This is a genomic window from uncultured Streptococcus sp., from assembly GCF_963525625.1.
Taxonomy (GTDB): Bacteria; Bacillota; Bacilli; order Lactobacillales; family Streptococcaceae; genus Streptococcus.
Genome location: NZ_CAURLD010000003.1, coordinates 43043 through 56807 on the forward strand (window position 1 = coordinate 43043; position 13765 = coordinate 56807).

Annotated in this window: 13 protein-coding genes and 1 pseudogene; all 14 read left to right on the forward strand. The window is 44.6% G+C overall.

The features are described from left to right. The first annotated feature begins 345 nt into the window (after positions 1–345). The 14 genes and pseudogenes from RYK49_RS02465 to RYK49_RS02530 all read left to right on the forward strand — a co-directional run bounded on the left by RYK49_RS02465 (position 346) and on the right by RYK49_RS02530 (position 13525). Positions 346–1386: an acyltransferase family protein gene (locus tag RYK49_RS02465; RefSeq protein ID WP_314831079.1), complete on the forward strand. Its 1041-nt coding sequence runs from the start codon at positions 346–348 to the stop codon at positions 1384–1386. A 96-nt stretch (positions 1387–1482) separates the two neighbouring features. Then, complete coding sequence (locus tag RYK49_RS02470; protein ID WP_314831078.1) at positions 1483–2073, forward strand: HD domain-containing protein; 591 nt, start codon at positions 1483–1485, stop codon at positions 2071–2073. Between the two features lie 105 nt (positions 2074–2178). Next, on the forward strand, positions 2179–4401 hold the full coding sequence (gene recJ / locus RYK49_RS02475) for a single-stranded-DNA-specific exonuclease RecJ (protein WP_314864756.1): 2223 nt from the start codon (positions 2179–2181) through the stop codon (positions 4399–4401). A 275-nt stretch (positions 4402–4676) separates the two neighbouring features. Further along, complete coding sequence (locus RYK49_RS02480; protein ID WP_002917059.1) at positions 4677–5189, forward strand: adenine phosphoribosyltransferase; 513 nt, start codon at positions 4677–4679, stop codon at positions 5187–5189. 147 nt (positions 5190–5336) lie between these two features. Continuing rightward, positions 5337–6278 (forward strand): homoserine O-succinyltransferase, encoded by a 942-nt coding sequence (gene metA, locus RYK49_RS02485; protein ID WP_314831282.1) that lies wholly within the window; start codon positions 5337–5339, stop codon positions 6276–6278. 8 nt (positions 6279–6286) lie between these two features. Continuing rightward, positions 6287–6967 (forward strand): DnaD domain-containing protein, encoded by a 681-nt coding sequence (locus RYK49_RS02490; protein ID WP_314578084.1) that lies wholly within the window; start codon positions 6287–6289, stop codon positions 6965–6967. A gap of 67 nt (positions 6968–7034) precedes the next feature. Continuing rightward, the gene (gene yghU / locus RYK49_RS02495) at positions 7035–7823 is read left to right on the forward strand and encodes a glutathione-dependent disulfide-bond oxidoreductase (RefSeq protein ID WP_314831283.1); all 789 of its coding nucleotides are present in this window, start codon (positions 7035–7037) and stop codon (positions 7821–7823) included. 141 nt (positions 7824–7964) lie between these two features. Further along, positions 7965–8654 (forward strand): tRNA (adenine(22)-N(1))-methyltransferase TrmK, encoded by a 690-nt coding sequence (locus tag RYK49_RS02500; protein ID WP_314831284.1) that lies wholly within the window; start codon positions 7965–7967, stop codon positions 8652–8654. After that, the gene (locus tag RYK49_RS02505; RefSeq protein WP_314864759.1) at positions 8641–9438 is read left to right on the forward strand and encodes a Nif3-like dinuclear metal center hexameric protein; all 798 of its coding nucleotides are present in this window, start codon (positions 8641–8643) and stop codon (positions 9436–9438) included. The genes RYK49_RS02500 and RYK49_RS02505 overlap by 14 nt, the downstream gene beginning before the upstream one ends. An 11-nt stretch (positions 9439–9449) precedes the next feature. After that, entirely contained in the window at positions 9450–10544 is a 1095-nt protein-coding gene (locus tag RYK49_RS02510) for an FAD-dependent oxidoreductase (protein WP_314864761.1), read from the forward strand. Between the two features lie 178 nt (positions 10545–10722). Next, positions 10723–11076 (forward strand): annotated as a pseudogene (locus tag RYK49_RS02515) (NUDIX domain-containing protein); the annotation flags it as partial. A 52-nt stretch (positions 11077–11128) separates the two neighbouring features. Further along, positions 11129–11923, forward strand: a complete 795-nt coding sequence (gene tmpA / locus RYK49_RS02520; protein WP_314831299.1) for a ZIP family manganese transporter TmpA — start codon at positions 11129–11131, stop codon at positions 11921–11923. Positions 11924–12057: 134 nt separating this feature from the next. Beyond that, positions 12058–12927: a glucose-1-phosphate thymidylyltransferase RfbA gene (gene rfbA / locus RYK49_RS02525; protein ID WP_125401978.1), complete on the forward strand. Its 870-nt coding sequence runs from the start codon at positions 12058–12060 to the stop codon at positions 12925–12927. Positions 12928–12931: 4 nt separating this feature from the next. Beyond that, positions 12932–13525 (forward strand): dTDP-4-dehydrorhamnose 3,5-epimerase family protein, encoded by a 594-nt coding sequence (locus tag RYK49_RS02530; RefSeq protein ID WP_125382411.1) that lies wholly within the window; start codon positions 12932–12934, stop codon positions 13523–13525. Positions 13526–13765: the final 240 nt, after the last annotated feature.

Here is a 13765-nt window from a genome sequence, read left to right on the forward strand (position 1 = left end):
TTTACTTACTTAGTCAGTAAAAATCAGAAATTTTTCTAGGTCAACTATACTCTGTGTTGACATTTTCTCTTTATCTCTATTGCCAATATGGGAGAAAAGGAAATAAAAGCAAAAAAATTCTATATCTTTCCCAAATTATTAATTTATTACTAGTTTTTCTTCTAGCTTATCATGTTTACTTTCCCATATTTTTTAAATAATATAGTTTGCAAATTTAAATGTTTAATAGAAAGTAGTAAGACAGGTAGATCGCTGCCTTTCAGCATGTTTGGCTAGTCAAGTCCTAGGTTAAAGGGAAGAAGTGCTCATTTACATCTTAAACAAACCTCGTAAGGAGAAAGCTTGATGCAAAGGAGAGAAGTCGTAGGGCAAGGTCAGCCGGTCAATTATGCCCTGCTCAGCCTTTTTCAATATATTGCTTCCATTTTGGTAATTCTGGTTCACTGCCAGAGGCTTTTTGAACATGAAGCTCTACATTTTATTCAGAAGAGTATGTTTGGCCGCATGGCGGTCCCTTTCTTTTTAATTTCTTCAGCTTATTTTTTCCGATTACGCTGGAAGCGAGAGCACGGTTCTACGAAACTAACTCTGTATATCAAAGGCATTTTAAAGGTCTATGGCTTTTGGAGCTTGGTCTATCTCCCCTATGCTTTGACTTACTTCCAATCTCTGCACTTGCCTCTCTACCTAGCTCCGCTGGCTATTCTAGCAGCGCTCTTCTACATCGGAATGAGCTACCAGCTTTGGTATATTCCTGCCTTTCTCTTAGGTTTACTGCTGGTCCATTTTTTGTATAGGAAGTTGGGTCCCAAGAAAACATTTGTTCTTTTACTGGTTCTCTTTGCCTTAGGTGCTATTGAGACTTATCACGCCTACCTGGCTCCTAGTCTGCTAACTGACTGGTATGATGCCTATGCCAAGCTCTTTTTCACTAGCAGGAATGGCCTCTTCTATACGCCCATTTTTATCTATTTAGGCTACTTTCTAGCTGATTACGGGCAGGTAGCATTATTTCAGAAGAAACGCTGGCTGTCTCTTCTGCTGGCAAGTCTTTTCCTAGTAGGTGAAGGAGTTCTGGTTTACATCAGGCAGGGACTGGATAAAAACTTTTTCTTTGCTCTCATTCCCTTTACACTTTTCTTATTTAACTGGCTACTAAAAGCAGAGTGGAAGCGCGAAAAAAACTGGCGACATTTAAAGGATCTAAGTATCCTTTACTTCTTCCTCCATCCTATCTTTATTGAGTTATCTTTTTTTCTGCTCAAATCCCAGCAGCTGACAAAGTGGGAAAATGGCCGTTGGGCCTTCCTTCTGACGATTATCCTGACCCATCTGACGTCAGAATTAGTGATTCGATGGCGAGGGAAAAAAACAGAAAAGAAATGAAAGCTTAGTTTTTTTGAAGAAGATCATATAGAGCGTTAAGAGCAACTATCAATTTTGAATAGGATTAGCTATAAAAACATTTCAAAGGAGTTCTACATGCTTGAACGTCTACAACAGCAACTGGCTTTTACCAATGAACTTGAAAAGCTGAAAGCCACTCATCGTAACAATCGAACCTTGGATGCCTATCGTTTCGAAAATTCTGCAGAGCATAGTTGGCAGGGTGCGCTCATGGCGCTAGTTTTTCGAGAATATATTCCCGAAGAAGTTAATCTGGAAAAGGTCATGTCTATGTTACTGATTCATGATTTGGGCGAAATATATGCTGGCGATACCTTTATCTTTGACGATGTAGGAAAGAGTGATTCTTATGATAGAGAGCTGGAGTCCTTGAAAATTAGTTTAGACAAGTTGCCGTCAGATCAGCAGGATTCCTTTTTAGAGCTTTGGCAGGAATTTGAGACCGGCATTAGCATAGAGGCTAAATATGCCCGAGTGTTGGACGCTCTGGTTCCTCTGCTCAATCACTTAGAAGTCGCTCAGCCTCATGACAATCCTTATGGCCTGACCAAGTCGCAGGTCATCGCTAAGAAATCCTTTATCCAAGAAACCTCTGAAACTCTTTGGGAATTGGCTCAGGAAGTTATTGATCAAAGTGTTGCTAAGGGGCTTTACCTAGATGAGTGAGCCTGATGGTCTCGCTCGTAGATAAGAAGTTTGAGACTGGTTTAACCAGTCTTTTCATGTTATAATATTCAGACAAGATTGAACGGAGAAAGTGTTTCACTCATCATGATTAGCTCAAAATACGACTGGCAGTTTGCCACAAATTTTACAGACGAAAAATTTTTAAAAAAGGCTAAGAAAGCTGGATTAGAACCCGCCGCTGCCAGTCTTCTTTACCAAAGAGGTGTGCAGACTGAGGAGGCTTTACAGGAATTTTTGGAGCCTAGTTTAGACCAGCTTCACGACCCTTATGATCTGCATGATATGGAGCGGGCAGTGGTTCGCATTCGCGCAGCGATTGAAAATTACGAACAGATTTTGATCTATGGCGATTATGATGCTGATGGGATGACCTCGGCATCTATTGTCAAGGAAGCCTTGGAGCAGCTGGGGGCTGAGTGTCAGGTTTATCTGCCCAATCGCTTTACGGATGGCTATGGCCCTAATAGCAGTGTTTACAAATATTTTATTGAAAATCAAGCCATCTCGCTCATTATTACAGTGGATAATGGAGTGGCTGGCCTTGAAGCTATCGAGCTAGCTCAGTCTCTGGGCGTGGATGTCATCGTGACGGATCACCACTCCATGCCTGAGGAGCTACCAAACGCTTATGCAATCGTCCATCCGGAACATAGCGGAGCAGATTATCCTTTCAAGCATTTAGCCGGTTGTGGGGTGGCTTTTAAGCTGGCAACAGCCTTGCTGGAAGAAGTCCAAGTCGAACTTTTGGACTTAGTTGCCATTGGCACTATTGCCGATATGGTCAGTCTGACGGGGGAAAATCGGATCCTAGTCAAATACGGCCTTTCCGTCCTCAAAAATACCCAGCGAGTAGGACTTCAGGAACTCTTCAAAATCGCTGGTATTCAGCCAGATGAACTGGATGAAGAAACGGTTGGTTTCCAGCTTGCCCCCAGACTCAATGCCTTGGGACGGCTGGATGATCCCAATCCAGCAGTTGAGCTTTTAACAGGCTTTGACGATGAAGAAGCGCGTGACATTGCGCTCATGATTAACCAGAAAAATGACGAGCGCAAGGAAATCGTCCAGCAGATTTATGAAGAAGCAAAAAGTATGCTGGACGCTAAGAGACCAGTCCAGGTACTAGCCAAGGAAGGTTGGAATCCTGGTGTGCTAGGGATTGTCGCTGGGCTCTTGCTGGAAGAGCTGCACCAGCCAGTCATAGTGCTTAATATCGAGGATGACATCGCTAAGGGCAGCGCCCGCAGTATTGAAGCGGTCAATATTTTTGAGGCCTTGGACAGTCATCGTGACCTTTTTGTAGCTTTTGGTGGCCATGCTGGAGCAGCTGGAATGACTCTTGAAGCAGACAAGTTGGCGGAGCTTGCTGATATCCTGACAGCATACATCTTAGACAATGATTTGGATTTGGCTGGCAAAACAGCCCTGTATTTAGATGAGGAGCTGCACCTGCCAGAACTGACCCTGGATACGCTCAAAAGCTTTGAAAAACTTGCGCCTTTTGGTATGGACAATAAGAAGCCGCTTTTTTACCTTAAGGACTTTAAAGTGGACAATGCTCGGACTATGGGGGCTGGCAATAGCCATCTCAAGCTGAAAATTTCTCAGGAAGATGCATCTTTTGAAGTAGTAGCTTTTGGGCAAGGAAACCTGGCGACAGAGTTTGCCCAAACCAAGAATCTGGAGCTGGCTGTCAGCCTCTCTGTCAATAAATGGAATGGACAGACCAGTCTCCAGCTCATGCTAGTAGATGCCCGTGTGGATGGCGTGCAGCTTTTCAATATCCGCAGCAAAAATGCGATGCTGCCTGACAAGGTTCCAGTCTTGCGTTTCACAGAGGAATTGCCAGATTTGACAAATAGCAGAGCAGTTGTAGTTTACGACTTTCCTGATGATTTGCAGGTCTTGAAGAAGATTCTTCAATCACAGGATTTCGAAGCGATTTACTTTAAGAATGAGATTGCCAAGCCATACTATCTGACTGGTTATGGCAACCGTGAGCAGTTTGCCAAACTCTACAAGACTATCTATCAGTTCCCCGAGTTTGATGTACGCTATAAGCTCAAGGACCTAGCAGCTTACCTGAAAATTGATCCTATTCTCTTGGTCAAAATGATTCAAATTTTTGAAGAGCTGGGCTTTGTCAGCATCAAAGAAGGAGTCATGACGGTCAATAAGGAAGCTGAAAAGAAAGAAATTGATAGCAGTCACATTTACCAAGACCTTAAGCGCCTGGTCAAGGAACAAGAACTCATGGCACTGGGCACCGTGCAGGAGATTTATGATTATTTGATGTCATCGGACTGAAAATTGTGCAGGTAATCCCGTTAAAAAGTGAATGGCTTGGACCTATGGCTCAGGCTGTTAGGGAAAAATAAGTTTCGTTCTTGGAGCTAGTAGAAGACGTGATTATAAAGAACAACCAACTCAATCCAGGCCTCAATATGATGATTTATGAGTGGCTCAGACATGATTTTTTAGATTAAATAATAGATACCAATAAAAAGTAAGTTTTCTGTTACCATTTGGATAAAAAAGTGATATAATAGAGAGTAAAAAATTTTTTTGAAAGAAAGTATATCATGAATTTAAAAGACTACATTGCAACAATCGAAAATTATCCAAAGGAAGGCGTGACATTCCGTGATATCAGCCCGCTGATGGCAGACGGAAATGCTTATAGCTACGCTGTTCGTGAGATTGTGCAATATGCTACAGACAAGAAGATTGACATGATCGTTGGACCGGAAGCTCGTGGCTTTATTGTGGGCTGTCCAGTTGCCTTTGAGTTAGGAATCGGCTTTGCTCCAGTCCGCAAGCCTGGTAAGCTTCCTCGTGAGGTTATCTCAGCTGACTATGAAAAAGAGTACGGTGTTGATACCCTAACCATGCATGCCGATGCTATCAAGCCAGGTCAGCGCGTTCTAATCGTAGATGATCTCCTTGCGACTGGTGGAACAGTGAAGGCAACGATTGAGATGATTGAGCGTCTTGGCGGTGTAGTGGCTGGCTGCGCCTTTCTTATTGAGCTGGATGAGCTCAAGGGTCGCGAAGCTATCGGTGAATACGACTACAAGGTTCTGATGCACTATTAATACATAGTTTCTAGCTATATCTAGTTAGAGAAAAAGTATAATTGAAAACTATATCTCCTTTCAGTATAATGAAAGTACATTGGATAAACAAAGAATAGGCTGGAAAAGTATTTCCAAGCCTTTCTAACGATTGAAGGAGATATTTTCATGCCAATTAAGATTGATAAGAAACTGCCAGCTGTTGACATTTTAAGTTCTGAGAATATCTTTGTCATGGATGACGACAGGGCGGATCATCAGGATATCCGCCCTCTGAATATTCTGGTACTTAATCTCATGCCCCAGAAAATGGTAACGGAGACTCAGATACTGCGCCACTTGGCTAATACTCCGCTGCAGTTGACTATTGACTTCCTCTACATGAGCTCTCATCAGTCTAAAACGACACGTGCAGAGCATATGGAGACTTTCTATAAGACTTTTGATGAGGTTAAAAATCGCTATTTTGATGGCTTGATTATTACTGGTGCGCCGGTGGAGCATCTGCCTTTTGAAACGGTGGACTACTGGGAAGAGTTCCAGCAGGTGATTGAATGGTCCAAGACCCATGTCTTTTCGACTCTGCATATCTGTTGGGGAGCTCAGGCTGGACTTTATGCTCGCTACGGCGTTGACAAGCACCAGATGACACGCAAATTATCGGGTGTTTATAGCCAGTCAGCTGACAGCAGCAATCTGCTTTTTCGTGGCTTTGACGATGAGTTTTATGCGCCGCATTCCCGTCATACCGAAGTTCTGAAGGAAGATATTGTCAATTTGACCAATCTGGAAATTCTCTCGTATGGAGAGGATACGGGTCTCTCTGTGCTGGCTAGCCGAGACTTGCGAGAGGTGTATAGCTTCGGTCACATGGAATACGACCGCGATACTCTATCCAAGGAGTATTTCCGCGATTTGAAGGCAGGGAAGAATCCACATATTCCAGAGAATTATTTCAAAAACGATGATGTCCATGCGACACCGGCCTTGCGTTGGAGTTCGGCCGCAGCACTCTTTTTCAGTAATTGGGTCAATTACGCTGTCTATCAGGAGACGCCTTTCGACTGGGAGAGTCCTGAAAATGATGTATCGTTTTTTGCTTATCTATAAGAGGTGACATGACTTATTTATCAGCTTTTAAATCGGGCAATCTAGTAATCCCGAGTGCCCTTCTTTTACATTTTAAGGACATCTTTGATTCCAGCGATGATTTTTTGGTCTGGCAGTTTTTCTATCTGCAAAATACGACTTCTCTGGAAGAGCTGGCGCCTAGTCAGATTGCGGAGCACATTGGCAAGACCCTGTCAGAAGTCAATCGCTCTATGTCCCATCTGACGGAGAAAGGTCTCTTGCAGTATAAAACCATTGAACTGAATGGAGAGACAGAGGTTATCTTTGATGCTTCACCGGCTTTGGAAAAGCTGGATGAACTGCTGGCAGCTAAAAGCGGTCCGCAGACTGTGGTAAAGGCACCACAGAATGTTTTGAAAGACTTGGTGGAGACCTTCCAGCAGGAGCTGGGCCGTCTCTTGACACCTTTTGAAATTGAGGACTTGACTAAGACTGTTCAAGACGATAAAACCAATCCTGACTTGGTCAAGGCTGCCCTTCGTGAGGCTGTGTTTAATGGCAAGGCCAACTGGAAGTATATTCAGGCTATCTTGCGCAATTGGCGTAAGGAAGGCATCACTACGCTTGCTCAGGTAGAAGCCAAGCGGGAAGAACGTGAAGCAGCTAATCCTCAAAATGTGACAGTTTCAGATGATTTCCTCAATGCTATGAATTTGTGGAAGGACTGACTTTATTTGATTTACAGCGGCCTGTTAGATTTGACAGGCCCTTGATTTTATAAAAAAGGAGAAAAGTATGACCTATCAATTGCCAAAAGTCTGGTCTGCTGCGGACAGCGACCAAGGAAAATTTTCAGGTATCAATCATCCTACTGCAGGCGCGCGCTTTGAGCAGAAGCTTCCTGTCGGTAAAGAGCCTTTTCAGCTTTATTCACTTGGGACTCCTAATGGAGTCAAGGTGACGATTATGCTGGAGGAACTACTGGCAGCAGGTGTGACAGAGGCTACCTATGACCTCTATAAGATCAGCATCATGGATGGCGACCAGTTTGGCTCAGATTTTGTAAAAATCAATCCCAACTCCAAGATTCCGGCCTTGTTGGACCAGTCAGGTCATAAGCCGATTCCTGTATTTGAATCAGCGAATATTCTTCTCTATCTAGCTGAGAAGTTTGGAAAGCTCATTCCGTCAGATTTGACTGGTCGGACTGAGGTGCTCAACTGGCTCTTCTGGCAGACAGGAGCGGCGCCCTTCTTGGGAGGCGGATTCGGTCATTTCTTTAACTATGCTCCAGAAAAGCTAGAATATCCCATCAACCGCTTTACGATGGAGGCCAAGCGGCAGCTGGATTTATTAGATAAAGAATTGGCCAAGAAAGCTTATATCGCTGGAGATGACTACAGTATTGCTGATATTGCTATCTGGTCTTGGTATGGGCAGTTAGTACAGGATAAGCTCTATCCAGGCGCAGCTGAGTTCTTGGATGCTACCTCCTACAAACATCTATCTGCTTGGGCGGAGAAGATTGCAGCTCGTCCGGCGGTTCAGCGCGGTTTAGCTGCCGAGTATCAGGAAATCAAATAAACATGTGATGGGTAGGAACTTCCCATCATCAAGTGGCGAGACAAAATCAGTTTATCAACAGGCTGATTTTTCCTCCGCTGCTTTTTTTATACCCTTAAAAATGATATACTGAATAGAAGAATGTTTAGAAAAGAGTGAGCAATGCAAAAAAAGACTATTTCCCAACGCTTGGAGCGAGTCGCTGCTTTTGTGCCGGATGGGGCAAAGGTGTTGGATGTTGGGAGCGATCACGCCTATCTACCTATTTACCTGATGCAGCAGGGACGGATTGAGAAGGCTCTGGCTGGAGAAGTGGTAGAGGGGCCTTTTCAGTCTGCTCAGAAAAATGTGGCTGAGCATGGGCTGACGGAGCAGATTGAAGTTCGTTTTGCCAATGGTCTAGAGGCTTTTGAAGCGGAAGATCAGATTGACACCATCGTTATTGCTGGCATGGGTGGTCGCTTGATTTCAGAGATTTTGGAAAATGGCAGAGCTAAGCTTGGGTCTATTTTCCGCTTGATTTTGCAGCCCAATAACCGAGAGGATGAACTCCGCAGCTGGCTGATATCTAACGGTTTTCGCTTGCTGGCTGAGGATATCTTAGAAGAGGCAGGGAAGTTTTACGAAATCCTAGTGGCAGAAGCAGGCCAGCAAACTTTGACAGAGCAAGAAAAGCGTTTCGGACTTTTTCTGATGAAGCAACAGCCACCTGCTTTTCAGCTAAGATGGCAGAAAGAACTGAAAAAACTCGAAGGAGCTCTAGCCCATATCCCAGAAAAGAATGAGCTGGAACGCTCTGCTATGTCCCAAAAAATCGAAAGTATCAAGGAGGTACTCCATGCTAGCAAGTGAAATCATCGCCCGTTATGAAGCCTATTGCCCACAAGAACTATCCATGGAGGGCGACATTTCAGGACTGCAAATCGGGAGATTGGACAAAGAAGTGGCCAAGGTTCTAGTGGCATTGGATATTCGTGAGCAGACGGTGGCGGAAGCCATTGAGGCTGATGTTGGACTGATTATCGTTAAACATGCGCCTATTTTTCGCCCCCTCAAGGACCTAGTTGCGGATAAGGCGCAAAATCAGATGATTTTAGACCTCATCAAGCATGATATTGCTGTCTATGTCAGCCATACTAATATTGATGTTGTGGCGGACGGGCTCAATGATTGGTTCTGTCAACGGTTGGAGATTGAGGAGACAAGTTTTCTTAGTCAGACGGGGCCAGAAAACGGTATTGGTCGCGTGGGGAGGATTGCTCCTCAGACCTTTGGGGACTTTGCGGCTAAGGTCAAGGCAAGTTTTGGACTGGATAGTTTGCGTCTGGTCACTTATGAAGAAGCGGATCTCAATCGTGTGATTGAGCGAGTTGCTATTTGTGGTGGCAGCGGTCAGTCCTTTTATCCGGAGGCCATTGCCAAGGGAGCGCAGGTCTACATTACAGGTGATATTTACTATCACACTGCCCAGGAAATGCTGACAGAGGGGCTTTTGGCGCTGGATCCTGGACATCATATCGAGGTTCTTTTTACGGAAAAATTAAAAGAAAAGCTTGATACTTGGAAGGCAGAAGAGGGATGGGAGATTGAGATTCTAGCTAGTCAGGCTTCGACCAATCCTTTCCGACATATTTGAGAGGAATCGACATGAAAAAAGTAGCAGTAATTGGTGCTGGGATTGTCGGCTCAACAGCAGCTTACTATCTGTCCAAATCACCAGATGTGGAAGTGACTGTCTTTGATGACGGCAAGGGGCAGGCAACCAAGGCAGCCGCTGGCATTATCAGTCCTTGGTTTTCCAAGCGTCGCAACAAGGCTTGGTATAGGATGGCGCGTTTGGGCGCTGATTTTTATCAGGACTTGATTACGGAACTGAAAGAGGCTGGAATCCAGACAGACTTTTACCAACAGACAGGTGTTTATCTGCTGAAAAAGGATGAGAGCAAGCTGCAGGAGCTTTATGATTTGGCTGCTAATCGTCGTGAAGAGTCGCCCTTAATAGGGGACTTGAGTCTTCTCAGCATTCAGGAAGCCCATGAGAAATTTCCAGACTTGCAAGGCTTTGAGCAGCTTCTTTATGCTTCCGGTGGTGCCCGTGTGGAGGGAGCACTCTTGACGGAGACGCTTGTGAAAGCAAGCAAGGCAGAGTTGGTTGAGAAAAAGGCAAACTTGACAGTAGATGGAGAGCAACTTCTTGTGGACGGACGCAGCTTTGACTGTGTCATCTTAGCTGTGGGTGCTTGGCTAGGAGAAATCTTGCATCCACTGGGCTATGAGACAGATGTTCGGCCGCAAAAAGGACAGCTACGTGATTTTAGGCTGGCTGAAATGACAGATGACTACCCTGTTGTTATGCCTGAGGGTGAGCTGGATATTATTCCCTTTCTGGCAGGCAAGGTCAGCGTCGGTGCTAGCCATGAAAATGATCAGGGCTTTGATTTAACGGTAGATAAGACGGTATTAAATCAGTTGCAGCGAGAAGCGGAAATTTACTTGTCGAGGTTGGCTACTGCAGAGATTTTAGGCGAGCGCGTGGGAACACGGGCTTATACCAGCGACTTTGCTCCTTTCTTTGGAGCTGTTCCAGATTTGCTAAATGTCTACGCTGCCAGCGGATTAGGCTCTTCTGGTCTGACAACTGGCCCACTCATCGGACGCCAATTAGCTCAGATGGTTCTAGGAGAAGTGGGGCTGCTGAATCCAGCTAACTATCCTATTGAGCGGTATGTGAAGAAGGTTTGATATGACAGAAACTATTTTGAATTGGGTCAATATTTGTGTTAAAAAGATGATGAAATTTTACTGCTTAATCGCTAGCATGATAACTTTAAAGAGTGGATACAACCAGGTGGCTTCACCAGTCTGGGGATAGACTGCTGAAGGTTGGGGATGTGAAAAGCTTAGCTTTTTACCTTCGTAAAAGTTTCCAGAATCTTTCTTCGAAGCTGCAAAGCGCGAATTAAAAGAAGAAACGGGGCTGACTGCTCTAAACTTGGAATTAAAAGGGGTTTCAGGTTTCACTAATCCGAGTAAAGAAGAACGTTATGTGTATTATGATTTTCTTTGTACTGCCTTTGAGGGGCAAGTCAGGGGAAACGATCATGAAGGGGAGCCCAAATGGTGGAAGATTTCTGAACTTAATCAAATAGACATGCAGGATGACATACGTGAACGTTTGCCTCTCTACTGGCGGAAAGGCTCTTTCGAGCGGATTCATTACTGGAATGAGGAAGAACACTGTATCGGGGAAACCAAGACGATTTTGTATGATTGATTTTAGAGGATAAGGAGAAATTTTTGACTGGTTACGATCGCAGCCTGTGGTTATGCAGGCACTCTTGGCGGGGCTTTTTACATGGGGGTGTACCATTGTAGGCTCTGCTGTTGTATTTTTCTTTAAACAAGTCAGTCGCAAGCTGCTGGATATTATGATGGGCTTTGCGGCAGGCGTCATGATTGCGGCTTCCTTTTGGTCGCTTTTGGCGCCGTCGATTGAGTATGCAGAAGTTTCTTATGGCAAGCTATCCTGGCTGCCTGCAGCAATTGGCTTTTTAGTGGGAGGTTTTTTCCTGCGGCTAATTGATGCAGTGGTGCCTCACTTGCACTTGAGCAAGGATATTTCGGAGGCAGAGAGTGTTCCTGAGCATAGCCGAAAGAAGCTGTCCAAGACAGCCCTACTCTTTTTAGCCATTACCATTCACAATTTCCCAGAAGGTTTGGCAGTCGGAGTAGTCTTTGGTGCTTTAGCGGCCAATCCTAGTCCGGAAGCCTTTGTCGGCGCGATTGGCCTAGCTTTGGGAATTGGCCTGCAGAACGTCCCAGAAGGAGCGGCTCTGTCCATTCCGATTCGGACGAACGGTAAGTCTCGACTTAAAGCCTTTTACTGGGGCTCCATGTCTGCTATTGTAGAGCCAATTGGTGCTGTTCTAGGTGCAGTTGCTGTTATGGCCATGACGGTTATTCTGCCCTATGCCCTCTCCTTTGCAGCAGGCGCTATGATTTTCGTGGTGGTAGAGGAGCTGATACCGGATTCGCAGACCAATGGCAATACCGATGTGGCGACTTTAGGTCTCATGGTGGGCTTTGTTCTCATGATGGTCTTGGATGTGGCTTTGGGTTGATACCAACTTAAAATCAAAGAACCGAAGAAAGCGGAATTTCCGCTCTTTTTCTTTTATTTAAGGGTAGTGAAAAGGATGACATCCGCTTTCAAAAATGGTAGAATAAGGAGAATACATTAAGAGAGGAAACTCATATGAAAGGTATTATTCTTGCAGGTGGTTCTGGTACACGTTTGTATCCATTGACCCGCGCTGCGTCAAAACAGCTCATGCCGGTTTATGACAAACCCATGATTTATTATCCATTGTCAACTCTTATGCTGGCTGGTATCAAGGACATTTTGATTATCTCCACTCCGACGGATCTGCCTCGTTTTGAGGATCTGCTGGGTGATGGCTCTGAGTTTGGTATCAAGCTCTCTTATGCAGAGCAGCCAAGTCCGGACGGGCTGGCACAAGCCTTTATCATTGGGGATGATTTTATTGGAGATGATAATGTAGCGCTGATTCTGGGGGATAATATTTACCATGGACCAGGTCTGAGTAAAATGCTCCAAAATGCTGCTGCTAAGGAAAAAGGGGCAACAGTTTTTGGCTACCATGTCAAGGACCCAGAACGCTTTGGTGTTGTAGAATTTGATGAGAATATGAATGCTATCTCCATTGAAGAAAAACCGGAACAACCGCGCTCTAACTATGCAGTAACAGGACTGTATTTCTATGATAACGATGTTGTAGAAATTGCCAAGAATATTAAGCCAAGTCCTCGCGGAGAACTGGAAATCACTGACGTTAACAAGGCTTACTTGGAACGTGGCGATTTGTCTGTTGAGCTTATGGGACGTGGTTTTGCCTGGTTGGATACAGGAACTCACGAAAGTCTCTTAGAAGCCGCTCAATATATCGAAACAGTTCAGCGGATGCAGAACGTTCAGGTGGCAAATCTAGAAGAAATTGCCTATCGTATGGGCTATATCACTAAAGAGCAAGTGCATGAATTGGCGCAGCCATTGAAAAAGAATGAGTATGGCCACTATCTCTTGCGCTTGATTGGAGAAGAATAAGAAGATGACGGAACAATTTTTTGATAAGGAATTAGCAGCGCGTGAGGTTCCTGGAATTCCTGGAATGCTGGAGTTTGATATCCCTGTTCGTGGGGACAACCGAGGCTGGTTTAAGGAGAATTTCCAAAAGGAAAAAATGCTGCCGCTAGGCTTTCCTGAAAGCTTCTTTGCAGAAGGAAAACTGCAAAATAATGTCAGCTTTTCTCGTAAAAATGTCCTGCGTGGTCTTCATGCAGAGCCCTGGGACAAGTACATCTCAGTTGCTGATGACGGCAAGGTGCTGGGTTCTTGGGTAGACCTGCGTGAGGGCGAGACCTTTGGCAATACCTACCAGACAGTAATCGATGCCAGCAAGGGGATTTTTGTGCCGCGTGGCGTCGCTAACGGTTTCCAAGTCCTTTCTGACACGGTTTCCTATAGCTATCTGGTGAATGACTATTGGGCTTTGGAACTCAAACCTAAGTATGCCTTTGTCAACTATGCAGACCCAGCTTTAGGCATCCAGTGGGAAAACCTAGAAGAAGCAGAAGTATCAGAAGCAGACAAGAACCATCCATTACTCAAGGATGTAAAACCACTAAGAAAAGAAGATTTGTAAGAAGAATTCTTTTCTGATTCATTAATTTATATTGAAATATATGATTTAGCTCAGCTCCTATCCGAGCGAAGCGAGTGGAAGAAATGATTGCCGCTGTGGTGTAAGTCATGTAACAAATTGTTTAGTTTGTTATATGCCAGAGGATTTTTGAGACATTAGGCTCAAAAACAAGTAATGAAACCGGAGGTTTGCTTGCGTCCCCACCACTTAAGGCAATTATAAAAAAGTTAAGGAATAAAA

Excerpts from the sequence above, each read along its gene's own strand:
- RYK49_RS02465 (WP_314831079.1), top strand. The coding sequence starts at position 346 with ATGCAAAGGAGAGAAGTCGTAGGGCAAGGTCAGCCGGTCAATTATGCC.
- RYK49_RS02470 (WP_314831078.1), top strand. The coding sequence starts at position 1,483 with ATGCTTGAACGTCTACAACAGCAACTGGCTTTTACCAATGAACTTGAA.
- recJ (WP_314864756.1), top strand. The coding sequence starts at position 2,179 with ATGATTAGCTCAAAATACGACTGGCAGTTTGCCACAAATTTTACAGAC.
- RYK49_RS02480 (WP_002917059.1), top strand. The coding sequence starts at position 4,677 with ATGAATTTAAAAGACTACATTGCAACAATCGAAAATTATCCAAAGGAA.
- metA (WP_314831282.1), top strand. The coding sequence starts at position 5,337 with ATGCCAATTAAGATTGATAAGAAACTGCCAGCTGTTGACATTTTAAGT.
- RYK49_RS02490 (WP_314578084.1), top strand. The coding sequence starts at position 6,287 with ATGACTTATTTATCAGCTTTTAAATCGGGCAATCTAGTAATCCCGAGT.
- yghU (WP_314831283.1), top strand. The coding sequence starts at position 7,035 with ATGACCTATCAATTGCCAAAAGTCTGGTCTGCTGCGGACAGCGACCAA.
- RYK49_RS02500 (WP_314831284.1), top strand. The coding sequence starts at position 7,965 with ATGCAAAAAAAGACTATTTCCCAACGCTTGGAGCGAGTCGCTGCTTTT.
- RYK49_RS02505 (WP_314864759.1), top strand. The coding sequence starts at position 8,641 with ATGCTAGCAAGTGAAATCATCGCCCGTTATGAAGCCTATTGCCCACAA.
- RYK49_RS02510 (WP_314864761.1), top strand. The coding sequence starts at position 9,450 with ATGAAAAAAGTAGCAGTAATTGGTGCTGGGATTGTCGGCTCAACAGCA.
- tmpA (WP_314831299.1), top strand. The coding sequence starts at position 11,129 with ATGCAGGCACTCTTGGCGGGGCTTTTTACATGGGGGTGTACCATTGTA.
- rfbA (WP_125401978.1), top strand. The coding sequence starts at position 12,058 with ATGAAAGGTATTATTCTTGCAGGTGGTTCTGGTACACGTTTGTATCCA.
- RYK49_RS02530 (WP_125382411.1), top strand. The coding sequence starts at position 12,932 with ATGACGGAACAATTTTTTGATAAGGAATTAGCAGCGCGTGAGGTTCCT.